The organism is Streptomyces adustus (assembly GCF_009377175.1).
Taxonomy (GTDB): domain Bacteria; phylum Actinomycetota; class Actinomycetes; order Streptomycetales; family Streptomycetaceae; genus Streptomyces; species Streptomyces adustus.
This window is the reverse complement of sequence record NZ_VJZD01000046.1, coordinates 24,405-47,156: the sequence shown is the minus strand read 5'-3', so window position 1 is coordinate 47,156 and position 22,752 is coordinate 24,405. Positions and strand designations below refer to the sequence as shown.

General features: G+C 70.9%; 20 protein-coding genes. 12 read left to right on the top strand and 8 right to left on the bottom strand.

Going from position 1 to position 22,752, the window contains the following annotated elements:
• Positions 1–222 precede the first annotated feature (222 nt).
• Positions 223–1,338 (top strand): DUF2786 domain-containing protein, encoded by a 1,116-nt coding sequence (locus FNH09_RS14280; protein WP_162468574.1) that lies wholly within the window; start codon positions 223–225, stop codon positions 1,336–1,338.
• 24 nt (positions 1,339–1,362) lie between these two features.
• Here FNH09_RS14280 and FNH09_RS14275 read toward each other — a convergent pair whose 3' ends face one another.
• Both FNH09_RS14275 and FNH09_RS14270 read right to left on the bottom strand, forming a co-directional pair.
• Positions 1,363–1,905, bottom strand: a complete 543-nt coding sequence (locus FNH09_RS14275) for a DUF4232 domain-containing protein (protein WP_152887774.1) — start codon at positions 1,903–1,905, stop codon at positions 1,363–1,365.
• Between the two features lie 78 nt (positions 1,906–1,983).
• Positions 1,984–2,523 carry a hypothetical protein gene (locus tag FNH09_RS14270; RefSeq protein WP_338017570.1) on the bottom strand — a complete coding sequence of 180 codons (540 nt, stop codon included), beginning with the start codon at positions 2,521–2,523 and terminating at the stop codon, positions 1,984–1,986.
• 769 nt (positions 2,524–3,292) lie between these two features.
• On the opposite strand from FNH09_RS14270, the gene FNH09_RS14265 reads away from it, so the two are divergent.
• On the top strand, positions 3,293–3,553 hold the full coding sequence (locus FNH09_RS14265; protein WP_338017569.1) for a DUF397 domain-containing protein: 261 nt from the start codon (positions 3,293–3,295) through the stop codon (positions 3,551–3,553).
• 127 nt (positions 3,554–3,680) lie between these two features.
• Here FNH09_RS14265 and FNH09_RS14260 read toward each other — a convergent pair whose 3' ends face one another.
• Positions 3,681–4,181, bottom strand: a complete 501-nt coding sequence (locus FNH09_RS14260) for an ATP-binding protein (RefSeq protein WP_152887771.1) — start codon at positions 4,179–4,181, stop codon at positions 3,681–3,683.
• A 343-nt stretch (positions 4,182–4,524) separates the two neighbouring features.
• Here FNH09_RS14260 and FNH09_RS14250 point away from each other — a divergent pair, with 343 nt between their 5' ends.
• The 3 genes from FNH09_RS14250 (at position 4,525) to FNH09_RS14240 (ending at position 7,721) form a co-directional block, all read left to right on the top strand.
• Positions 4,525–5,349, top strand: coding sequence for a helix-turn-helix domain-containing protein (locus tag FNH09_RS14250; RefSeq protein WP_152887794.1), 825 nt, complete (start codon positions 4,525–4,527; stop codon positions 5,347–5,349).
• 180 nt (positions 5,350–5,529) lie between these two features.
• On the top strand, positions 5,530–6,990 hold the full coding sequence (locus FNH09_RS14245) for an aldehyde dehydrogenase family protein (RefSeq protein WP_152887767.1): 1,461 nt from the start codon (positions 5,530–5,532) through the stop codon (positions 6,988–6,990).
• Between the two features lie 182 nt (positions 6,991–7,172).
• Entirely contained in the window at positions 7,173–7,721 is a 549-nt protein-coding gene (locus FNH09_RS14240; RefSeq protein ID WP_152887765.1) for a DinB family protein, read from the top strand.
• 54 nt (positions 7,722–7,775) lie between these two features.
• Here the strand turns inward: FNH09_RS14240 and gad are convergent, their stop codons facing one another.
• Positions 7,776–9,182, bottom strand: coding sequence for a glutamate decarboxylase (gad, locus tag FNH09_RS14235; protein WP_152887763.1), 1,407 nt, complete (start codon positions 9,180–9,182; stop codon positions 7,776–7,778).
• A gap of 27 nt (positions 9,183–9,209) precedes the next feature.
• The gene (locus FNH09_RS14230; protein WP_162468573.1) at positions 9,210–10,496 is read right to left on the bottom strand and encodes an ion channel protein; all 1,287 of its coding nucleotides are present in this window, start codon (positions 10,494–10,496) and stop codon (positions 9,210–9,212) included.
• Positions 10,497–10,668: 172 nt separating this feature from the next.
• Here FNH09_RS14230 and FNH09_RS14225 point away from each other — a divergent pair, with 172 nt between their 5' ends.
• A complete protein-coding gene (locus FNH09_RS14225) occupies positions 10,669–11,430 on the top strand; it encodes a TipAS antibiotic-recognition domain-containing protein (protein WP_162468572.1) in 762 nt (253 codons plus the stop codon).
• A gap of 62 nt (positions 11,431–11,492) precedes the next feature.
• Here the strand turns inward: FNH09_RS14225 and FNH09_RS14220 are convergent, their stop codons facing one another.
• The gene (locus FNH09_RS14220) at positions 11,493–11,858 is read right to left on the bottom strand and encodes a YbjQ family protein (protein ID WP_152887759.1); all 366 of its coding nucleotides are present in this window, start codon (positions 11,856–11,858) and stop codon (positions 11,493–11,495) included.
• 141 nt (positions 11,859–11,999) lie between these two features.
• Here FNH09_RS14220 and FNH09_RS14215 point away from each other — a divergent pair, with 141 nt between their 5' ends.
• Entirely contained in the window at positions 12,000–13,091 is a 1,092-nt protein-coding gene (locus tag FNH09_RS14215; protein ID WP_162468571.1) for a VTT domain-containing protein, read from the top strand.
• A 51-nt stretch (positions 13,092–13,142) separates the two neighbouring features.
• On the opposite strand, the gene FNH09_RS14210 is transcribed toward FNH09_RS14215, so the two are convergent.
• Together FNH09_RS14210 and FNH09_RS14205 are read right to left on the bottom strand one after the other, a co-directional pair.
• Positions 13,143–14,810: a threonine/serine exporter family protein gene (locus FNH09_RS14210; RefSeq protein ID WP_162468570.1), complete on the bottom strand. Its 1,668-nt coding sequence runs from the start codon at positions 14,808–14,810 to the stop codon at positions 13,143–13,145.
• A gap of 103 nt (positions 14,811–14,913) precedes the next feature.
• On the bottom strand, positions 14,914–15,405 hold the full coding sequence (locus FNH09_RS14205; protein WP_162468575.1) for an inorganic diphosphatase: 492 nt from the start codon (positions 15,403–15,405) through the stop codon (positions 14,914–14,916).
• Positions 15,406–15,484: 79 nt separating this feature from the next.
• Here FNH09_RS14205 and dacB point away from each other — a divergent pair, with 79 nt between their 5' ends.
• The 5 genes from dacB to ftsH all read left to right on the top strand — a co-directional run bounded on the left by dacB (position 15,485) and on the right by ftsH (position 22,631).
• Positions 15,485–17,116, top strand: coding sequence for a D-alanyl-D-alanine carboxypeptidase/D-alanyl-D-alanine endopeptidase (gene dacB / locus FNH09_RS14200; protein ID WP_162468569.1), 1,632 nt, complete (start codon positions 15,485–15,487; stop codon positions 17,114–17,116).
• 99 nt (positions 17,117–17,215) lie between these two features.
• Positions 17,216–18,349: a zinc-dependent metalloprotease gene (locus tag FNH09_RS14195; protein ID WP_152887749.1), complete on the top strand. Its 1,134-nt coding sequence runs from the start codon at positions 17,216–17,218 to the stop codon at positions 18,347–18,349.
• Between the two features lie 226 nt (positions 18,350–18,575).
• On the top strand, positions 18,576–19,769 hold the full coding sequence (gene tilS / locus FNH09_RS14190; protein ID WP_152887747.1) for a tRNA lysidine(34) synthetase TilS: 1,194 nt from the start codon (positions 18,576–18,578) through the stop codon (positions 19,767–19,769).
• A gap of 78 nt (positions 19,770–19,847) precedes the next feature.
• A complete protein-coding gene (gene hpt, locus FNH09_RS14185; RefSeq protein WP_152887790.1) occupies positions 19,848–20,408 on the top strand; it encodes a hypoxanthine phosphoribosyltransferase in 561 nt (186 codons plus the stop codon).
• A 183-nt stretch (positions 20,409–20,591) separates the two neighbouring features.
• On the top strand, positions 20,592–22,631 hold the full coding sequence (gene ftsH / locus FNH09_RS14180) for an ATP-dependent zinc metalloprotease FtsH (RefSeq protein ID WP_152887745.1): 2,040 nt from the start codon (positions 20,592–20,594) through the stop codon (positions 22,629–22,631).
• Positions 22,632–22,752 lie beyond the last annotated feature (121 nt).

The following is a 22,752-nucleotide window of genomic DNA, read 5'->3' as shown; positions in this document are numbered from 1 at the left end:
GTGTATAAGAGACAGGCCCCGCCCGCCCATCGCGACGATGAACATCATGTCGGGGCCGGGGGTGACGCAGAGCGCTAAGGCGGTGACGAGGAACGCCGCGTACAAGGATGTGTTCACCATGGCGGCCATGCTGGATTCCGCGCGGAACCCCGGGCGACCGGGTTTCGGGGGCTGAGACACGGGCGGCTTCGACGCCGCGGGACCTCGTGGCACGATCGACGGGTGAGCCGTACGACCAGCACCGTGGAGCGCGCCTTCGAGGCCTCCCTCTACGACGCCACCGACACCGCCCTCGACACCGGCGCCTCGCTGCTCGCGTCGGACCCCGCGGCCGACGCCGAACTCGACGCCCGGGGCAGGGAGTTCGTGGCGACGGCCTGGCGGCGCGGCTGGCAGCCCGCCGACCTCGTGCGCTATGTGCGCCGCGAGCTGGACGACGTACACCTGCGCCTGTGCGTGGCGCTGATCCGGGCGCAGGCGCCCGCGGACGGTCCGCGCGATCCCCGCTGGGCGGCGCAGCTGGACGAGCTGGCCGCCGTCGGCGCTCCGTCGGGCACCGACCGCTTCTCGCGGGCGGGTGCGGTCCTGGAGCTGTACCGCCTGCTGCTGCGGCTGCCCACACTGGAGCCGCTGGCGCAGCCCGTACGGCGACAGGCCGGGACCGGGTCCGACACCCGGATGCTCGGCCGGATCCGCGCGCTGCTGGCCAAGGCGGAGGCGACCGGGTTCCCGGAGGAGGCGGAGGCGCTGAGCGCCAAGGCCCAGGAGCTCATGGCCCGGCACAGCGTCGACGAGGCGCTGCTCGCCGCCCGCGCGCCGGCCCCCGACGCCCCGGGCGCCTGCCGGATCGGGGTCGAGCCGCCGTACGAGCAGGCCAAGGCGGTGCTGCTGGACGCGGTGGCCGGTGCGAACCACTGCCGGGCGGTGTGGAACGAACCTCTCGGCTTCTCCACGGTCGTCGGGTTCGAGGCCGACCTGACGTCGGTCGAACTCCTGTACACCTCGCTGCTCGTGCAGGCCACCACGGCGATGACCCGGGCGGAGGCGGCCCAGCGCGCGGGCGGCCGCAAGCGGACCAAGACCTTCCGGCAGTCGTTCCTCGCCGCGTACGCCCATCGCATCGGCAGCCGTCTGACGGCCGCGGCGAAGACGCAGGTGACGGACGACCTGCTGCCCGTCCTCGCCTCCCGCGAGGTCGCGGTCTCCTCGGCCACGGACCGCATGTTCCCGCAGACGGTGACGACCAGGCTGCGCGGGGTGAGCGACGAGGCGGGCTGGACCGAGGGCATGGAGGCGGCCGACCGGGCCCGGATGGGCTCCCGGCCCCGGCTGCCCTGACCCGACGCCCGGCGTCCGCCGCCGTCAGTCGCCGGACTGCTGGAAGGCGCTCACCGTGACGTCCGGCTTGTCCGTGCCGTCCTTCAGCGCGACATCGCCGTACGTCCAGTCGACGCTGTGGGTGGCTGCGGCGTCGTCACCGGGCAGGCGGGACTTCATGACGTCGGCCGGGAAGCTCTTGGCGCCGCCCGCCTCGCCCCGTACGTAGGTGAGGGTGAAGGAGGCGGTCGCGCCCTTGGCGAGGGTCAGCTTCTGCGCCTGCGCGGCCTCGTCGTGCGGGACGGTGGCGGAGGTGCTGTCGTACCCGAGGGTGACGGTCGGGAAGCCGTTCAGCGTGCACTCGGACTTGGTGTTGGTCACGGTGACGGAGACGTTGCCGGTGTCGCCGGTGGCCGGCGCGGCGTTGACGGGGCCGATCTCCATGTCGACGTTGCCGAACGCGCACGCGCTGTCGACGGCGCCGCCGCCGGCGGCGGTCTTGTCGTCACTGGTGCCGCCGCCGCTGTCGCACGCGGTGAGCAGCAGTGCCGCGGCGAGGGCGGTGACGGTGATGGGCAAGGCGCGCATGAGTTCCCCTGAGGTCGTGTCGGTGCCCCTGGATCATCACGCATGGACCGGTGGTCCCGTCGCGCGACCCCGTTTTTCTCAGGATCCCAGGCTTGCCGTGGGCAGTCCCGAGGGCAGTTGTCCGCCCTCCGACCTGGTGTATGTCTCCTTGCCGAGATCTCCCTGCCAGGTGACCTTCAGCGTCGTCCTGTTGACGGAGTCGACCATCCCCGTGGCCCGCTTGCCGCTGCCGTCCGTGCACTTCAGGTGGATCATCCGCATCCCGGCCTCCTCGCCCGCGGTGCCGCTGCACACGCTGCCGCCGGTGGCGAAGAGGCCCGCCTGCTTGCCGGTGACGACCAGGGCCACGGCCTGGCCGTCGGTCGTGGCGAGCCAGCTGCCCTCCAGGGCGTCGGCGGCCGCGGTCGCCTTGCCGGTACCCCCGGTACCCCCGGTGTCCGCGGTCGCCGTTGCCGTCGGGCTCGCCGAGGACTCGTCCGTGGAGCCGCCACCGCCGCCGCACGCGCTCAGCGCGAGCACCCCCGTGAGCCCGGCACCCAGGGCGGCGAGCCGCACCCACCGGCGGGAGGCCCCGCGCGCCGCGCCGTGCGAAGGTCGGGAGAAGGTCGCCGAAGTCACTGGAAACTCCCAAGCAGTAGCCGGCCGGCCCGCGGGCCGGGAGGACCGCAGCAAGCTATCAGGGGGCCTCCGGGACGCGTCTTTTCGGCCTCCGCCGTCGCCTGGAACCCCCGCCTCCGTGGCCGAAACCGTGGAACCCCGCGGCCGGAACGCGGTGTCCCGTGACGCGTCGCCGACGCGCCGTCCGGAACGGCACCGCCGGTCGACGTACGGGCACCGGATCCGCCCGCCGGAGGAGATCCGTGGCCCTCGTCCAGCCGTGTCCGCGCGCCGGACGGCCGCGCATCCGGCGAAGAGCGGACTCGTACGCCGCGCCGGATCCGATGCCCTGGCCCGCACCGGGGGAGGACTCCCCGGTCATCCGCGGGGACCAGTGGTTCCGGCCGTCGCGCGCCCGGGCCTGGCGTCGAGTCCGCGCGGTCCCGGTGTCGTAGAACGGGAACGCCACGACTACGCCAGAGAACGGACGGTGTCCGTCCGCGGGACCGATGCCGATCCGTCATCCTGTCCATCGGACGATCATGTGGATGGTGGAACACAGCGGCCTCGCCGCGCGTCTGTCTGTAGTGCATGTGCGAATGCCCCGCCGACTTCGGGGCACATGCCGTAACGACTTCGGTAAAGGGGTCGTCAAAGCTGTAATCGCGAGACCACCCCGCGTGCACGTGCATCTGCCCATGCATCTGCACATGAACAGAGCTATGATCCAGGGCAGTTGACTACTGCATCAATTGGCCACACCAGCCAGTGCACCACCTGGGAGCGACCTGTGGACCACGATGTTGACGGGGGGTACGACGTGTACAACGGCATGGCGGCCACACAGTTGCACGGGGTGGCCTGGCAGAAGAGCCGACACAGCAACTCGCAGGGTTCCTGCGTGGAGTTCGCCCGGCTGCCGGGCGGCGATGTGGCGGTACGGAACTCGCGTTTCCCGGACGGTCCCGCCCTCGTCTATACGCGGGCCGAGATCGAGGCGATGCTGCTCGGCATCAAGGACGGGGAGTTCGACCATCTGATCGTCGGCTGACGGTCCGGGCCGGGAGCGGCCGGGGACACGCACCCCTTCGCGACACCTGCGGCGCACGTAAAGCCCGTAGCGTGCATTTCATACGTAACGCGCGTAGAACCGCGGCGCCAGGAAGCGCCGCGGTTCGCTACTGCGCAGGGGGCGGCAGATGGAACAGCGCCCAGACCACCTTGCCGTGGAGCGTGCCCGCCAGCGGGTGCCAGCCCCAGCCGTCGCTGAAGGAGTCCACCAGGAACAGACCGCGGCCCGACTCCGCCGAGAAGTCGTCCGCGGGGCGGGTCGCGGGGCTCTCGTGGCTGGGGTCGCGCACCGCGCACACCAGTCGCTCGGTCCAGCGCATCAGATGCAGCCGCACGGGCGGGTGCTGTTCCCGGTCGCAGGCGGTGCCGTTCGGCAGCGCGTGGCGCAGGGCGTTGGTGACGAGTTCGGAGACGACCAGACAGACGTCGTCGAAGCGTTCCTCTATCGCCCACTGGTCGAGGGTTCTGCGCGTGAAGCGTCTGGCCTCGCCCACGGCCTCGTAACGGGCCGGCAGGGCGCAGGAGGCGGCGCTGGACACGGCCGCGGGATCCAGCGGCGGAAGGCCCTGCCGTAACGGCTCGAGCATGGTCGATCCATTCGTCCCCATGCGAGGCACTCCCGGGAATTCGCGGTCGTTGCGATGCAGCGGTGGCGCGGGACCATGGTTTCGGATGCGCACAGCAGATGCAAGGGCAGATGCACGTGCACGTGACCGAATTGGACCCGCCCGTACCGCTTCTTGGCCATTTTTTCCGCCATCTTCTCGGCCTGGCCCCGCCACTCCCTTGTCCTCTGCTTGCTCCTTCCTGTGCACATGCGTTGCCTTATTTCCATCTCTGTAATCGGGCGAGTACTGCTCGGAGTGTTTTAGTGGCAGACTTCGGCGCCTAAGGACGTTGGGGAGGCTGGCGAACGTGAGCGCGGGAGAGCCAGGATCGGTGGTGCGGCGCATGCTGCTCGGCTCGCAACTCAGGCGGCTGCGCGAGTCGCGCGGGATCACCCGTGAGGCCGCGGGCTACTCCATCCGCGCTTCCGAGTCCAAGATCAGCCGGATGGAGTTGGGCCGGGTGAGCTTCAAGACGCGGGACGTCGAGGACCTGCTGACGCTGTACGGCATCACGGACGAGGCGGAGCGCGCCTCGCTCGTCGCCCTCGCCCGCGAGGCCAACGTCGCCGGCTGGTGGCACAGCTACTCCGACGTGCTGCCCAGCTGGTTCCCCACCTATGTGGGCCTTGAGGGCGCCGCGTCCGCGATCCGCGCCTACGAGGTGCAGTTCGTGCACGGCCTGCTCCAGACCGAGGCGTACGCCCGCGCGGTCGTGCGGCGCGGTATGACGGGCGCGAGCGAGGCTGACGTCGAACGGCGCGTGACGCTGCGCCTGGAGCGGCAGAAGTACCTCTTCTCCGAGAACGCCCCCGACTTCCACATCGTGCTGGACGAGGCCGCCCTGCGCCGCCCCTACGGCGACCGCGAGGTCATGCGCGACCAGCTCCAGCACCTCATCGAGATCTCCGAGCGGTCCAACGTGCGGCTCCAGATCATGCCGTTCGGCTTCGGCGGGCACTCCGGCGAGTCCGGCGCCTTCACGATCCTCAGCTTCCCCGAGTCCGATCTGTCGGACGTCGTGTATCTGGAGCAGCTGACCAGTGCGCTGTATCTGGACAAGCGCGAGGACGTCGCCCAGTACGAGCACGCGCTGAAGGAGCTCCAGCAGGACAGCCCCGGCCCGGACGAGAGCAGGGACCTGCTGCGGGGGCTGCTGCAACTGTCCTAGGGACCGAAGCCGCCTTAGGGATAACCCTCGACCTTGCCGTGCGCTCTTGCGTATCCCGTCTCGATCACCCCAACTCGCCTGCTTCGCACGTACGATGACGTGTGATCAGACCGACGGTCGATCGGGGGTCGACCGGGTGTCTGCCCCGACTGCTTCGGCGGCAAGGGGATTGAGGATCACATGTCGTCCTGTTTCACCGACCTGGCCATGCAGTACATCGACGGTGAATGGCGCCCCGGTACCGGCTCCTGGGACATCATCGACTTCAACCCCTACGACGGCGAGAAGCTGGCCTCGATCACGATAGCCACCATCGACGAGGTCGATCAGGCCTATCGCGCGGCCGCCAGAGCCCAGAGGGCATGGGCCGACACCAACCCGTACGCCCGCCGGGACATCTTCGACCGTGCGCTCAGACTCGTCGAGGAGCGCGAGCAGGAGATCACCGCGGCGATCACCGCCGAGCTCGGCGGCACCCGGCTCAAGGCCGGGTTCGAGCTCCACCTCGCCAAGGAGTTCCTGCGCGAGGCGGCCCAGCTGACGCTGCGCTCCGAGGGCCGGCTGCTGCCCTCCCCGGTGGAGGGCAAGGAGAACCGCCTCTACCGCGTCCCGGTCGGCGTCGTGGGCGTCATCAGTCCCTTCAACTTCCCCTTCCTGCTGTCCATCAAGTCGGTCGCCGCCGCGCTCGCCCTCGGCAACGCGGTCGTCCTCAAGCCGCACCAGGACACCCCGGTCGTCGGCGGCACACTGATCGCGAAGATCTTCGAGGACGCGGGTCTGCCGGCCGGTCTGCTGAACGTCGTCCTGACGGACATCGCCGAGATCGGGGACGCCTTCATCGAGCACCCGGTCCCGAAGGTCATCTCCTTCACCGGCTCCGACAAGGTCGGCCGTCACATCGCCACCGTCTGCGCCGCCCAGCTCAAGCGCACGGTCCTCGAACTCGGCGGCAACAGCGCCCTGGTGGTCCTCGACGACGCCGACGTCGACTACGCGGTCGACGCGGCCGTCTTCAGCCGGTACGTCGACCAGGGGCAGGTCTGCATGGCCGCCAACCGGGTCCTGGTGGACCGCTCGGTCGCGGAGGAGTTCACCGAGAAGTTCGTCGCCAAGGTGCGCACCCTGAAGACCGGTGACCCGAGCGATCCGCAGACGGTCATCGGCCCGGTCATCAACTCCCTCCAGGCGCACGCCATCTCCGCAGCCGTCGACCAGGCCGTCGCCGAGGGCGCCACGGTCCTCGTACGCGGTGGGACGACCGACAACCTGGTGGAGCCCTCCGTCCTCACGGACGTGCCCGCCGACTCCTCCCTCCTGCACAAGGAGATCTTCGGCCCGGTCGCCCTGCTGGTCCCGTTCGACGGCGAGGACGAGGCGATCCGCATCGTCAACGACACGCCCTACGGTCTGAGCGGCGCCGTCCACACGGCGGACGTGGAGCGGGGTGTCACCTTCGCCAAGCGGGTCGACACCGGCATGTTCCATGTGAACGACGGCACCATCCACGACGAGCCGCTCGTCCCCTTCGGCGGCGAGAAGCACTCCGGGATCGGCCGGCTGAACGGCGAGACCACGCTGGACGCCTTCACCACCCTGAAGTGGATCTCCGTGCAGCATGGGCGCAGCACGTTCCCCTTCTAGACCTTCGGTCCTCCCGTTCCAGGCCCTCGGCCCTCCCGCCGCTCTGCTGCTTCCCGGTGGTTCCCGGGTCTTTCTCGGCCGGGTCGGCGCATCGAGGACAGAAGCTGACCGCAAGGGCTCGTAGCTTCGTCGGTGTCGGGCGGGGAGGAGTTCCCCGCCGCACCGAGGAAAGGCAGCCGGTCATGGTCACTCACGTGCGAGCCGAGGCGCAGGGCGACGAGCGCGGAGCACTGCTCTCCTTCCTGGCGGAGCAGCGCGGCGGCATCCGGCGGTCGGTGCTCGGGCTGACCGAGGAGCAGGCGGGCTCCCGCCCCAGCGCGAGTGAGCTGTCGCTGTCCGGCCTGGTCAAGCACGTCGCCGAGGTCGAGCAGGGCTGGGTCGCCCGGGCCAAGGGCGAGGCGCCCGCGGTCAAGCGCGACGAGTCCAACTGGCACGAGTGCTTCGCGCTGGCCGAAGGCGAGACCCTGGCCGCGCAGCTCGCGTACTGGGAGGAAGTCGCCGCGGAGACGGAGAAGTTCTTGCGCGAGGTGCCGAGCCTCGACGACTCCTTCGCGCTCCCCGCCGACCCCTGGTTCCCGCCGGATGGGCGGGTCTCCATGCGCTGGCTGGCCCTGCACCTGATCCGCGAGACCGCCCGGCACGCCGGTCACGCCGACATCATCCGGGAGTCGCTGGACGGGAAGACGGCGTTCGAACTGGTCGCGCAGGAGCAGGGCACGTCCTGGGGCTGAGCCCGCCGGGCCCGCGGCCGGGCGGCGGGACCGTCCCGCCCGCCCGGCCGCGGGTCAGTGGTGGAACCCGGTGGCCTTCTCCTTGTCCTGCGTCAGCGGATGCGGCTGCCGGCGCAGTTGCGGCAGCAGGCGGTTCAGGTCCTCCAGGAACAGTTCGGCCAGGTCCGCCGAGAAGCCGTTGCGGCACACGACCCGGATCACCGACAGGTCCTCGCGGTTGGGCGGGAAGGTGTAGGCGGGCACCAGCCAGCCGTGTTCGCGCAGCCGCCGGGAGACGTCGAAGACGTCGTACGCCTTGACGTCGTCGGCCGTGGTGAAGGCGAAGACGGGCAGCTGGTCGCCGCGGGTCAGCAGCCGGAAGTCGCCGAGCTCCGCCACGCGCGCGGAGAGGCCGGTGGCCACGTCCCGGGTGGTCTGCTGCACAGCCTGGTAGCCCTCGCGGCCCAGCCGCAGGAACGTGTAGTACTGCGCGACGACCTGGGCGCCGGGCCGGGAGAAGTTCAGGGCGAAGGTCGGCATGTCGCCGCCCAGGTAGTTGACCCGGAAGACGAGTTCCTCGGGGAGGGACTCCGTGTCGCGCCACAGGGCCCAGCCGACGCCCGGATAGACCAGGCCGTACTTGTGCCCCGAGGTGTTGATCGAGGTCACCCGGGGCAGCCGGAAGTCCCACACCAGGTCCGGGTCGAGAAAGGGTGCCACCATGCCGCCGGACGCGCCGTCGACGTGCACCGGGACGTCGAGGCCGGTGCGCTCCTGGAGGGCGTCCAGGGCCGCGCACAGGTCGGCGATCGGCTCGTAGGACCCGTCGAAGGTGGAGCCCAGGATGCCGACGACCCCGATGGTGTTCTCGTCGCACAGTTCGGCCGCCGCCTGCGGATCGAGGTGGTAGCGGTCGCCCTCCATGGGGACCAGTCGGGGCTCCACCTCCCAGAAGTTGCAGAACTTGTCCCAGCAGACCTGGACGTTGACGCCCATGACGAGGTTCGGGCGCGCTCCCGGGTAGCGGTCGGCGTTGCGCTTGGCCCAGCGCCGTTTCAGCGCCATCCCGGCGAGCATGCACGCCTCGCTGGAGCCCGTGGTCGAACAGCCCACGGCGGCCGACGGGTCCGGCGCGTTCCACAGGTCGGCGAGCATCGCCACACAGCGCCGTTCCAGTTCGGCGGTGCGCGGGTACTCGTCCTTGTCGATCATGTTCTTGTCCCGGCACTCCCCCATCAGCACCCCGGCCTGCGGTTCCATCCAGGTGGTGACGAACGTGGCCAGGTTCAGCCGGGAGTTGCCGTCCAGCATCAGTTCGTCGTGCACCAGCTGGTACGCCGTCTGCGGGGGCAGGGGGCTGTCCGGGAGCCGGTGCGTGGGCGGCGCCTCGGTCATGCCGCCGACGGGGTTCGCCTCGCCGAAGAACGGGTTGACCGACATCGGGCGCTGTTCTTGTTTCTCGGGACCCTTATGCAGAGCCATGGACGTGCCTCCAGACGGGGAAACGGTTCAGCGGATCGGGGTGCCGTCCTTGTGCAGCTGCATCTGCGGGCGTCCTGTCACCAGCAGCCAGGCCGGCAGCGAGGCGATGCACAGCAGCGCGAGGATGACGGGGGAGGCCACCAGGACGGCGGCGGTGAACAGGCTCACCCAGCCCTGCCGGGTGATGGCCAGGAGCATGCCCAGCACGCCCGACGCCACGCCCAGGGCGGGCGGGACGCCGGGCACCAGGGCGTGGGCGCACAGCCCGAGGGCGGTCCCCACGAACACGGCCGGGAAGATCCGGCCGCCGCGGAAGCCGCAGCTCGCGGCGACGGTCAGGGCGGCCAGCTTGACGACGGTCATCAGGGCGAACTGCCCGGCCGACCAGCCCTCGGGGTCGCGGGCCAGCTCCGCGATCTGGTCCAGCCCCTTGAAGAGCGTCAGCGGCCCGCCCAGCGCCCCCAGCGCCCCGAGGACGAGCCCGCCCGCCGGAATCATCAGCATCGGGTGCCGCAGCCGCTGGAAGGCACGGTGGAGGTGGGGGAAGGCGTGGACCGCGGCCATGCCGAGCAGCGCGGCCACCGACGCGACGACGGCCGCCGCAAGCACGTCGCCCGCGGTCGGCTCGGCGATCGGCGGCAGATGCAGGTCGAAGGTCGCCTTGTGGACCAGGTCGGTCGTCAGGGCGCCGGCCGCGGCGGCGGCCAGCGGGGCGAAGATGTTGTCCCAGAGCTGGCCCGTGGTCCGCGTGCCGGCCAGCGCCTCCGAGATGACCAGGGCGGCGGCCACCGGCGTGCCGAACAGCGCGCCGAGCGTCGCCGCCTCCGCCAGCGCCGGCCACAGCGGCTCCGGCGACCCGGGCCGGAACCGGCGGCCGAGCCACACGGCGAGCCCGACGTTGACGGCGATGATGGGGTTCTCCGGGCCGAGGCTCGGCCCGCCCGCGAGCATCAGGGCCGCCGCCAGCAGCAGGCCGGGCAGCACCACGGGCGGCAGCGCGGGCGCGTTCAGCCCCATGGTGGCCGGGTCGGGCCCCGCGTGCCCGGGGACCTTCCACACCACCAGACCGACCGCGACACCGGTCGCGAAGAGCATGACGAAGATCCACAGCACCGAGTAGCGGCCGATCCCCAGGGCGTCGGGGAGGTTCCCCCACAGGACGCCCTGGAGCTGCTCGGCCCCGACGCTCACGCCGACGAACAGCAGGCTGCTCACCACACCCACGACGAGGGCGGGCAGGATCAGCGGTAACAGGGCGCGCGGCGGGGCCGCGGGAGAGGTGTCGGGCGCCTGCTGCGCGGAGTCCTGGGCCACGCGCTCACCATAAGCGGACGTCACATCTCAAACATCCCGAACAGGGCATGCGGGGCGCGCGGAGCCGGGTGCGCCCCGGGCGGGCAGGAGGCGGGCCGACCGGGGAACGGACTTGCACCTCACGTCACGTCAGGACGCACCGTGGAGCGCGTACCGACGAAAGGAGCGGAAAGTGAGCTACTCCGTGGGACAGGTCGCGGGGTTCGCCGGCGTCACGGTGCGCACGTTGCACCACTACGACGACATCGGTCTGCTCGTGCCCAGCGAGCGCAGTCAGGCGGGTCACCGGCGCTACGGCGACGGCGACCTCGACCGGCTCCAACGGATCCTGTTCTACCGGGAGCTCGGCTTTCCGCTCGACGAGGTCGCCGCCCTGCTCGACGACCCGGCCGCGGACCCGCGCGCACACCTGCGCCGGCAGCACGACCTGCTGACCGCCCGGATCGAGAAGCTGCGAAAGATGGCCGCGGCCGTGGAACACGCCATGGAGGCGAACGAGATGGGCATCAGCCTGACACCCGAGGAACGGTTCGAGGTCTTCGGCGACAAGGACCCCGAGCAGTACGCCGAGGAGGCGGAGCAGCGCTGGGGCGGCACGCGCGCGTACGCCGAGTCGCAGCGCCGTGCCGCCCGCTACACCAAGGACGACTGGAAGCGGATGAAGGCGGAGGTGGCCGACTGGAGCGAGCGCTACGCCGCCCTGATGGCCGCCGACGAGCCGTCGGACGGCGAGCGGGCCATGGACATGGCCGAGGAGCACCGGCTGCACATCTGCACCTGGTTCTACGAGTGTCCGTACGACATGCACCAGGGCCTCGCCGAGATGTACGTCGCCGACGAGCGCTTCAAGGCCTTCTACGACTCGATGCGGCCGGGTCTCGCCGAGCATCTGCGGGACGCGATCGTCGCGAACGCGGCCCGGCACACCGCCTGAGGAGTCCGTGGTCCCGGCCCGGCCCGCCGCCCGGGCGGCGGGCCGGTGGTCCTGGCCCGGTCTCATTCCCGGGCCAGGACCACCGCCGTTCCGTAGGCGCACACCTCGGTGCCCGCGTCCGCCGCGTCCGTGACGTCGAAGCGGAACGCCAGCACCGCGTTGGCGCCACGCGCGTGTGCCTGCTCCACCAGCCGTTCCATGGCCTGGTTGCGGGTCGCCACGAGCGTCTTGGTGAGCCCCTTGAGCTCACCGCCGATCATCGACTTCAGACCGGCGCCGATCTGGCTGCCCAGGTGCCGGGAGCGCACGGTCAGCCCGAAGACCTCGCCGATGACCTGCTCGACACGGTGTCCGGGTACGTCGTTCGTGGTCACGACCAGAACCGCCGCCTGTGGCTGCTGACCGCCGCCGTATTCGTCGATGCCCATGTTCACAGCTTTGACCAGGCCGACGCACAGTGCATCCTGTGGGAAGCCCTGGGAACCTGGTCCCATGGCGTAGCGTTGATAGTTTTGGGCGGCCCCGCCGCCGCACCGACCGCCCTCCCCCTTCTCAGGAGCCCGGAACCCGTGACTACCCTCGCCCTCGGCCCCGAGTGGCTTACCCCGGACTACCTGATCTCGACCTTCGGGCTGATCGGCATCCTGGTCATCGTCTTCGCCGAGTCGGGTCTGTTCGCCTTCCTGCCCGGCGACTCGCTGCTGTTCACGGCGGGTCTGCTGGTCGCGGACGGCAAGTGGATCCATCAGCCGCTGTGGCTGGTGTGCACGCTGATCGTGGCCGCGGCCGTCCTCGGCGACCAGGTCGGCTTCCTGATCGGCAAGTTCTTCGGGCCGAAGCTCTTCAGCCGGCCCGACTCCAAGCTCTTCAAGCAGGAGAACCTGGAGAAGGCCAACGAGTTCGTCGAGAACTACGGTCCCAAGGCCATCGTGCTGGCCCGCTTCGTGCCGATCGTGCGGACCTTCGCCCCGATCATCGCGGGCGCCGGCCGCATGCAGTACCGCACGTTCCTCACGTACAACGTGGTCGGTGGCGCCCTGTGGGGTACGGGCGTGACGGTCGCGGGTTACTTCCTCGGCCAGATCGACCTCATCAAGAACAACGTCGAGGCCATCCTCGTCCTGATCGTGCTCATCTCCGTGGTCCCGGTGATCATCGAGGTCCTGAAGGCCCGCAAGGAGAAGCGTGCGGCCGCGGACGTTCCGGCCGATCCGGAGTTCCCGCAGCAGGCCTTCGGGCAGCAGACCCCGGCCATGGACGACGCGACGACCCAGCTGCGCCGCATCCCGTCGGCGGACCGGTCCCAGCAGCACCAGCACCAGAACCAGCAGCCCGGCCACGACGGGTACTACGACCAGGGCGCGGACCAGGGCTACGACCAGTACCAGGGCCAGCCCCAGCACCGGCAGCCCTACGCCCAGCAGCACCCGCAGGGCCAGGGCTACGACGGGCAGTACGGCCAGCCCCAGCAGCCGTACGGTCAGGTTCAGCAGCCGTACGGTCAGGTTCAGCAGCCCCAGCAGCAGCCCTACGGCCAGCCTCAGCCCCATGCCCAGCAGCACCCGCAGGGCCAGGGCTACGGCGGCCGGCAGTACGGCTCGCAGCAGGACTACCCGCAGGACTACCAGCAGGGCGGTCAGTACCCGTACGACCAGGGCTGAGGTCCGCCGCGGGCCTGCGGGCCCGGAACACGCGAGGCGGCCGCGCGGTGGTCAGAAGCCGCGGGTCCGCTTCGCCGCCAGCCGCCCCCCGGTGGTGCCGCCCGGCACCCGCAGGAACAGCCGGGAGATCTCCGACCCCAGGTTCACGCCGATGGCGATGGCCATCGCGAGCGCGGCGGCCTTCGTCAGCGACACCACGCCCTTGTCGACGTTGTTCTGGGCGATCGCCAGCAGCCCGAAGTACGTGGCGGAACCGGGCAGCAGCGGGCCGATGGCCGCGGTCGTGTACGGCAGCGCCGACGCGAACCGGTACCGGGACAGCAGCTGCCCGAACAGCCCCACCAGGCCCGCGGCCACGGCCGTGGAGGCGACCGGGGAGATACCGCCGGGGTAGTGCATCGCGCCGTACACACACCACGCGACGCCTCCGTTGAGGGTCACCGCCAGCACGGTGGACCGTTCCTGCTGGAGCAGCACCGCGAAGGTCAGCGACAGCAGCATGGACGCGCCGATCTGGATCACCGGCCGCTCGGAGACGCTCAGCGCCGTGTCGGGGTTGAGCTGGGCGCCCAGTTTCACGCCGAAGTACAGCACCACCAGCACGCCGACGACGATGCCGACGAACAGGTACATGACCTCCAGCAGCCGCGCGGCCGCGGTGATGTAGAAACCGGTCAGGCCGTCCTGGACCCCGGCGACCAGCGCCCGCCCCGGCAGCAGCGCGAACAGCCCACCGGTGATCACCGCGGACGCCTTCACGTCGACGTGCGCCAGCGTCAGCGCGACCCCTATGGCGGCGGGCGGCATCGCGGCCACCGTGAACTGGTAGAACTCCGGCAGCCCGCGTCCCGCGCACAGCCAGGCCAGCCGGTCGCCGAGCATCGCGCCGAGCGCGGCCGCGACGAAGACCAGCAGATCACCGCCGACGAGCACGGAGGCGGCGCCCGCGAGCAGCCCGCTGGCCGAGGTCAGCACCCAGGTGGGGTACGGGTGCCGGTTGCGGCGGATCTCCGCGAGCCGCCGGTAGGCCTCCTCCAGGGAGAGGTGGCTGTCGGTGTCGCTCAGGTCGTGCACGAGCTGGAAGACGGCCGCCAGCCGGGTGTAGTCGCTGCCACGGCGGCGCACGGTCCGCGAGGCGGTCAGTGGATCGTCCACCAGCGACGGCTGGTACGAGATCGACAGCAGGGTGAAGGTGACCGTCGGCTCGCAGCGGTCCAGGCCGTAGGAGCGGCACACCGCGAACATCGCGGCCTCCACGTCCTCGGCGCCCTCGCCGCCGGCCAGCAGCAGTTCACCGATGCGCAGGGTCAGGTCGAGCACGCGAGGGACGGCGGGCGCGACCTCCTCGGCCTTGCGCGCCGTCTCCAGCGCGGGCCGCTCGGCCACCGGCATGCGCAGCATCGTGCGCATCCGGTCCTGCCAGGGGACGTCCTTGGTCAGGTTGACCAGGGGGACGCCGACCGGCGGGGTGAAGGCGGGCGGGGCGCTGCGGGCGCTGTAGGTCCGTGGCGTGCTGAAGGCCGAGCCCTCCGACTCCCCGGCCGCCGCCTGCGCCACGTCCAGCCCGTCGGGGACGGCGAACTCGGACGTGGTCTCCGACTCCGTACCGCCCTTGGGGACCGCGAGGCCCTCCGGAATCGCGAACTCGGACGTGATCTCCGACTCGTACGTGCCCCTCGCCTCGTCCGACTGCGGCTTGCGGTCCTCCGCTTCCGTCACTGACGCAACGCTCCCTGAACGACGCCTTTCCCAGCCCCAGTATGCGCACAGACATGCCGACGGGCCGCACGCGTGAGCGTACGGCCCGTGGACGGCAGGGGACTCAGTGGCCGCCCTGGTCCTCGAAGCGCTTGTAGGACCGCTCGATCTCGGCCTCGGCCTCGGTGCGGCCGACCCAGTCGGCGCCCTCGACGGACTTGCCGGGCTCCAGGTCCTTGTAGACCTCGAAGAAGTGCTGGATCTCCAGGCGGTCGAACTCCGACACGTGGTGGATGTCGCGCAGGTGCTCCACCCGCGGGTCGGACGCCGGGACGCACAGCAGCTTGTCGTCGCCGCCGGCCTCGTCGGTCATCCGGAACATGCCGATGGCACGGCACTTGATGAGGCAGCCGGGGAAGGTCGGCTCCTCCAGGATGACCAGCGCGTCGAGCGGGTCGCCGTCCTCGCCGAGAGTGTTCTCGACGAAGCCGTAGTCGGCCGGGTAACTGGTCGAGGTGAAGAGCCGACGGTCCAGTCGGATCCGACCGGTCTCGTGGTCCACCTCGTACTTGTTCCGCGAACCCTTCGGGATCTCGATCGTGACGTCGAACTCCACCGGTGGCTCCTCCATGATCAGCACATAGTTCTGGTGATTAAGTGTCCCTCACGCAGGTGTGTGATCGCGAAAGGGGCTGGTGGTCGTGCCCGAGCTGAGGCCTTGGCAGGCCGCGAGGCCGCATGTGGTGCGGATCGCGGGCGCCGTCCGACCGCGTCTCGTGCGAGCAGTGACGGCCGTGAAGCCGCCTCTCGTACGGGTCGCGACGGCCGTGAGGCCGCGGGTCGCGCGGCTGGCACAGGCCGTGAAACCGCAGGTCACGCGGCCCGTCAGGCCGAAGACCTGGCAGTACACCGCGGGTGCGGCCACCGCCGGGCTGGCGTTGGCCGCCGTCGTGGTGAGCGCCGCCGGGCCCTGGGACGCCACCGGTCAGCGTACGGCCGAGCGGGACCGGGCAGTCGCCCTGGACGGCACGGGTGGCGCAGATCACGGTCGTAAGTCCGATACGTCCGGTGCGCAGGCCCGGGGGCCCCGGCCCGCGCCCAGCGCCCCGTCGGTGCTGACCGGCCTCACCGTCGGCGTGACGGCCGTGAAGTCGCAGCCGGGCGCGAAGTCCGTGGCCGACGTACTGGACCCGCTCCTGGACGACCAGGCGCTCGGCAGCCGGCACAGCGCCGTCGTCGTCGACCTCGGCACCGGCCGGCGCCTGTACGGCACCGGGGCCGACGACGCGCTGACCCCCGCCTCCACCACGAAGATCGCCACCGCCGTCGCCGCGCTCTCCGCGATGGGCGCCGACCACCGTTTCACCACCCGCACCGCCCTCGAACCGGGCACGAAGGAGGTCGTCCTGGTCGGCGGCGGCGACCCGACCCTGACGGCCCGCGCGGACGACGAGGAGGGCTGGGCGAGCCTGCGCGCCCTCGCCGCCGACACCGCCGCCGCCCTGAAGAAGCGCGGCCTGCGCCAGGTGACGCTGTCGTACGACACGACCCTCTACGCCGGTCCCGCGCAGCACCCGATCGGCGTCAACGACAACATCGCCCAGGTCAGCGCCCTGATGGCCGACGAGGGCCGCACGGACGACTCGACGCACGGCCCGGTGGCCCGGGTGGCCGACCCGGCGGCCGACGCGGCCCGCCGGTTCGGTGAGTTCCTCAACTCCGCCGGGATCGCGACGACCTCGCCCGGCCCGTCCAAGGCGAGCGGCCGCGCCGAGTCCCTCGCCACCGTCTCCTCGCCGCCGCTGTCCGCCGTCGTCGAGCGGATGCTGACCAACAGCGACAACGACATCGCCGAGGCGCTCGCCCGCCAGACCGCCGTCGCGACCGGCGGACGGGCCGACTTCGCCGGGGGCGGGAAGGCGATCCGCGCCCAGCTCCAGAAGCTCGCACTGCCCCTGGCGGGCGCCGAGTTCAAGGACGGCAGCGGTCTGAACCGCGACGACCGGCTGACCGCGGACCTGCTGACGGCCCTGCTGGTCAAGGCCGGTGACCCCGCCCACCCCGAACTCCGCCCGGTCCTCACCGGCCTTCCGGTGGCCGGCTTCACCGGCACCCTGAGCGCCCGCTACAGCGACGGCGCGGCCGGCGTCGTACGGGCCAAGACCGGCACCCTGACCGGCGTCAACACGCTGGCCGGCACGGTCGTCGACGAGGACGGCCGACTGCTGGCCTTCGCCTTCCTGACCGCGGACACCACCGATCCGGCGGCGGCCCAGTCGGCGCTGGACCGGACGGCGACCGCGCTCGCCGCGTGCGGCTGCGGCTGAACCGGACCGCACGGCGCCGGGTGCCGCCCGGCGCGCCGCGGCCCGCGGACACCGCTTCGAGGCCTGCCCGCGACGGGAACGCTCACGTACCGTTGAGCCATGACGAGCATCGGTGGTGCTGCATCTACTGGGATGGTCGACTGGAATCTCGCGGTGGCGACCGCGACCCGGCTCGTAAGGCCGGGCCCCGAGGTGAGCCGCGACGAGGCCCGGGCCGTCGTCGCGGAGCTGCGCCGCCACGCCAAGGCCGCGGAGGAACACGTCCGGGGCTTCACCCGGATGGGCACCGCAGACGTCCATGACACCCCCGTGCTCGTCGTCGACCGCCCCGGCTGGGTCCGGGCGAACGTCGCCGGGTTCCGGGAGATCCTCAGGCCGCTGCTCGACAAGATGCAGGACCGGCGCGGCAACAGCCCCGGCGGCGCGGTCCTGGGCGTGGTCGGCGGCAAGGTGACCGGCGTCGAACTCGGCATGCTGCTGTCGTTCCTCTCCTCCCGGGTCCTCGGCCAGTACGAGACCTTCGCCCCCGCCACCCGCGAACTGCCGGCCGGGCCGGCCGGCGGCGGCCGGCTGCTGCTCGTCGCGCCGAACATCGTGCACGTGGAGCGGGAACTCGACGTACAGCCCCACGACTTCCGCCTTTGGGTGTGCCTGCACGAGGAGACGCACCGCACCCAGTTCTCCGCGGTGCCCTGGCTGCGCGACCACGTGGAGGGTGAGATCCAGTCTTTCCTGGGGGAGACCGACGTCGACCCCATGACCTTCCTGGAGCGCATCAGGGAGGCCGCCCAGTCGCTGGCCGGCGGCCGGCCCGAGGGCGAGGAGGACGACGGCGGCCGCTCCCTGGTGGAACTGGTGCAGACCCCGGCCCAGCGGGAGATCCTCACCCGGCTGACCGCCGTGATGTCCCTGCTGGAGGGGCACGCCGACTTCGTGATGGACGGGGTCGGGCCCTCGGTCGTGCCGAGCGTCGCGGAGATCCGCGAGAAGTTCCAGCAGCGCCGCGCCAAGGGCGCCTCGCGCCTGGACACCACGCTGCGCAAGCTGCTGGGCCTGGACGCCAAGCTCAAGCAGTACCGGGACGGCGAGCGTTTCGTGCGGGCCGTGGTGGACCAGGTCGGCATGGACGGGTTCAACCGGGTGTGGACGTCGCCCAACACCCTGCCGACCAAGGCGGAGATCGCCGAACCGGGGGACTGGGTCGCGCGGGTGCACCGCAGGACCGACTCCTGAACCCCGTCGGCGAGGGCCGGTCCATGGGTCGCGGACGACACGCAGGAGCCGGGAGAGGAATCCGGCCGACGGCAGGCGAATGCCCCTCCAATCACCCGTCCGAGGGACCGTGAGCCATGCGTAGGCGTGCAATGCTCGGGGAACGGCCCGGTTCTGTCACCATCGACACACTCTGAGTGACCGAACCTCGGGCTCACTCCCGAAAACTTCATGAAGGGAACCGGACATGGGTCCCCATCCTGCGGTCGCGGCGATACGCCTGGCGGTCCGCCGCGTCCTCCACGACATCCTCATCGAACTCAACAGAACCACCAGCGGCGCCGACGACGCCACCGGTGCCACGGGCACGCCCTTCGCCACCGGCACGCTCGCCGCCACCGGCACGCCCTCCGCCGCGGGCCCGCTCGCGGCCGCCGAAGTGCCCGGCTCCGTCGACCAGGCCCCCGGCCGGTACTCCGACCAGGTCCCGGCCCAGAGCGCCGCCCGCGCCCCGCACGAGCGCACCGCACCGCCGGTCGTGCTGGTCGCGTGCTCCGGCGGTGCCGACTCCATGGCGCTGGCCTCCGCCCTCGCCTTCGAGGCGCCCAAGCTCGGCATCCGCGCCGGCGGCGTCACCGTCGACCACGGCCTCCAGCCCGGCTCCGACTTGCGCGCCGACGAGGTCGTGCTGCGGCTGCGCGAACTCGGCCTGGACCCGGTCGAGGCCGTCGCCGTGACCGTCGGCCGCGAGGGCGGGCCCGAGGCCGCCGCCCGCGACGCCCGCTACGCCGCCCTCGACGCCGCCGCGGACCGCCACGGCGCCGCCGCGATCCTGCTCGGCCACACCCGCGACGACCAGGCCGAGACCGTCCTGCTGGGGCTCGCCCGGGGCTCCGGCATCCGGTCCCTGTCCGGGATGGCCGCGGTCTCGGGGGCCGACGGCCGCTACCGCAGGCCCTTCCTCCAGCTCGACCGGCAGACTGCGCGCAAGGCCTGCATGGCCCAGTCGCTGCCCGTCTGGGACGACCCGCACAACGTCGATCCGGCCTACACCCGCTCCCGGCTGCGCCACGAGGGCCTGCCCGCCCTGGAGAAGGCCCTCGGCAAGGGAGTCGTCGAGGCCCTCGCCCGTACGGCCCAGCTCTCCCGTGACGATGCCGACGCCCTCGACGCCTGGGCCAGTCAGGCCGAGGCGTCCGTACGCGACGCGACGGGCCTGCTGGAGTGCGCCAAGCTCTACGCCCTGCCGCCCGCCGTACGCCGCCGGATCCTGCGTCGTGCGGCCATCGAGGCGGGCGCTCCGGCCGGTTCGCTGTTCGCCCGCCACATCGAGGAGGTCGACCGGCTGATCACCGGTTGGCGGGGTCAGGGAGCCATCAACCTCCCGGGCCGGGTCGTCGCCCAGCGGCAGGGTGGCAGACTGGTGATCCGGCAAGGCTGAATCTCCCCCCTCGGGGAGACGGCCGGCCTCCCCTTCGGGCAGGGGCCGGGCAGCCGGTGGGACGACCGACCGAAAGTGATGCGGGTGGACGCGAAAGACATGGGTGCCGACCTCAAAGAGGTACTCATCACCAAGGAAGAGATCGACGCGAAGCTGGCCGAGCTGGCCGCGAGGATCGACGAGGAGTACGCGGGCAAGGACCTGCTGATCGTCGGCGTCCTCAAGGGCGCGGTGATGGTCATGGCCGACCTCGCCCGGTCGCTGTCCACCCCCGTCACCATGGACTGGATGGCCGTGTCCTCGTACGGGGCGGGCACCCAGTCCTCCGGTGTGGTGCGGATCCTCAAGGACCTCGACACCGACATCAAGGGCCGGCACGTCCTGATCGTCGAGGACATCATCGACTCCGGCCTGACCCTGTCGTGGCTGCTCAGCAACCTCGGCTCGCGTGAGCCCGCCTCCCTGAAGGTGTGCACGCTGCTGCGCAAGCCGGACGCCGCCAAGGTCGCCATCGACGTGGCGTGGGTCGGCTTCGACATCCCCAACGAGTTCGTCGTCGGCTACGGCCTCGACTACGCCGAGAAGTACCGCAACCTGCCGTTCGTGGGTACTCTCGCGCCGCACGTCTACGGCGGCTGAGCCAGTAGGACCAAGCTCACCAGGACGATCGGGAACCCCAGCGGGCCTCGCGCCGTTGGAGCAGGCAGACGGATCGCCAGCCGTCCCGTGCGGCTTCGGTCCACAATGCTGGGGTACCGTCAGAAGAACTGTCTTATCAAACTCACTATGGCAGGAGGGACGGGGCGACACCGCTCCGTATGGATGGACGTGAAGCGATACTTCCGTGGGCCGGTCATGTGGATCGTGCTGGCCGTCCTTGCCGTGGTCGTGTTGATGCAGGTCGTCGGCTCGTCCGGCGGCTACAAGACGGTGGACACCGGCAAGGTCGTCCAGGCGATCAACGACAACAAGGTCGAGTCGGCCAAGATCACCACCGGTGACGAGCAGACCATCAAGGTCTCGCTCAAGGACGGCGTGAAGGTCGACGGCAGCTCGAAGATCCAGGCGAGCTACATCGGCGACCAGGGCGTGACCATCGCCAACACGCTGCAGACCAAGTACCAGGACAAGCAGATCCCCGACGGCTACACCGTCACCCCGACGAAGCAGAACGCTTTCCTCGGCATCCTGCTCTCCCTGCTCCCGTTCGTGCTCATCGTCGTCGTGTTCCTGTTCCTGATGAATCAGATGCAGGGCGGCGGCTCCCGGGTCATGAACTTCGGCAAGTCCAAGGCGAAGCTCATCACCAAGGACACCCCGAAGACGACGTTCGCGGACGTCGCGGGCTCGGACGAGGCCGTCGAGGAGCTCCAGGAGATCAAGGAGTTCCTCCAGGAGCCGGCGAAGTTCCAGGCGGTCGGCGCCAAGATCCCCAAGGGCGTACTGCTGTACGGCCCTCCCGGCACCGGCAAGACCCTGCTCGCGCGCGCCGTCGCGGGCGAGGCGGGCGTGCCCTTCTACTCGATCTCCGGTTCCGACTTCGTCGAGATGTTCGTCGGTGTCGGTGCCTCCCGAGTGCGTGACCTGTTCGAGCAGGCCAAGGCGAACGCCCCGGCGATCGTCTTCGTCGACGAGATCGACGCGGTCGGCCGCCACCGCGGCGCCGGCCTCGGCGGTGGTCACGACGAGCGCGAGCAGACGCTGAACCAGCTGCTCGTCGAGATGGACGGTTTCGACGTCAAGGGTGGCGTCATCCTGATCGCCGCCACCAACCGCCCGGACATCCTCGACCCGGCCCTTCTGCGCCCCGGCCGCTTCGACCGCCAGATCGCGGTCGACCGGCCCGACATGCAGGGCCGCCTGGAGATCCTCAAGGTCCACCAGAAGGGCAAGCCGGTCGCGCCCGACGTCGACCTGGCCGCCGTCGCCCGCCGCACCCCCGGCTTCACGGGTGCCGATCTGTCCAACGTCCTGAACGAGGCCGCGCTGCTCACGGCCCGCAGCGACCGGAAGCTGATCGACAACCTGATGCTGGACGAGGCGATCGACCGTGTGGTCGCGGGCCCGCAGAAGCGGACCCGGATCATGTCGGACAAGGAGAAGAAGATCACCGCGTACCACGAGGGCGGTCACGCCCTGGTCGCGGCGGCCTCGCCGAACTCCGACCCGGTCCACAAGATCACGATCCTGTCCCGCGGCCGCGCCCTCGGCTACACGATGGTGCTCCCGGACGAGGACAAGTACTCGACCACGCGCAACGAGATGCTCGACCAGCTCGCCTACATGCTGGGTGGCCGCGCGGCCGAGGAACTGGTCTTCCACGACCCGACCACGGGCGCCGCGAACGACATCGAGAAGGCCACGGCCACCGCCCGCGCGATGGTCACGCAGTACGGCATGACCGAGCGGCTCGGCGCGATCAAGTTCGGCGGCGACAACACCGAGCCCTTCCTCGGCCGTGAGATGGCTCACCAGCGCGACTACTCGGAAGAGGTCGCCGCCCTGGTGGACGAGGAAGTCAAGAAGCTCATCGAGAACGCGCACAACGAGGCCTGGGAGATCCTGGTCGAGAACCGCGACGTCCTCGACAACCTGGTGCTCCAGCTGCTGGAGAAGGAGACGCTCGGCAAGGAGGAGATCGCGGAGGTCTTCGCCACGATCGTCAAGCGGCCGCCGCGGCCCGCCTGGACCGGCTCCTCCCGCCGTACGCCGTCCACCCGTCCGCCGGTGCTCTCCCCCAAGGAGCTGGCACTGACGAACGGCGCGAACGGCGCCACGCCGGCCATCAGCACCGTGAAGTCGACCGCCGCGGAGTCCGCGCCGGCGACGGAACCGGTCACGGAGGACCGACCGGAGAGCTGACCCTCCCGGCCGTCCCCGGTGGCCTCACCAGGCCCGGAATGGATGCCGCGTCCCCCAAGGTTCTAGCCTTGGGGGGCGCGGCATTTCGGGATGTCCGCAAGTGAGACGCGGTGGCCCGCCC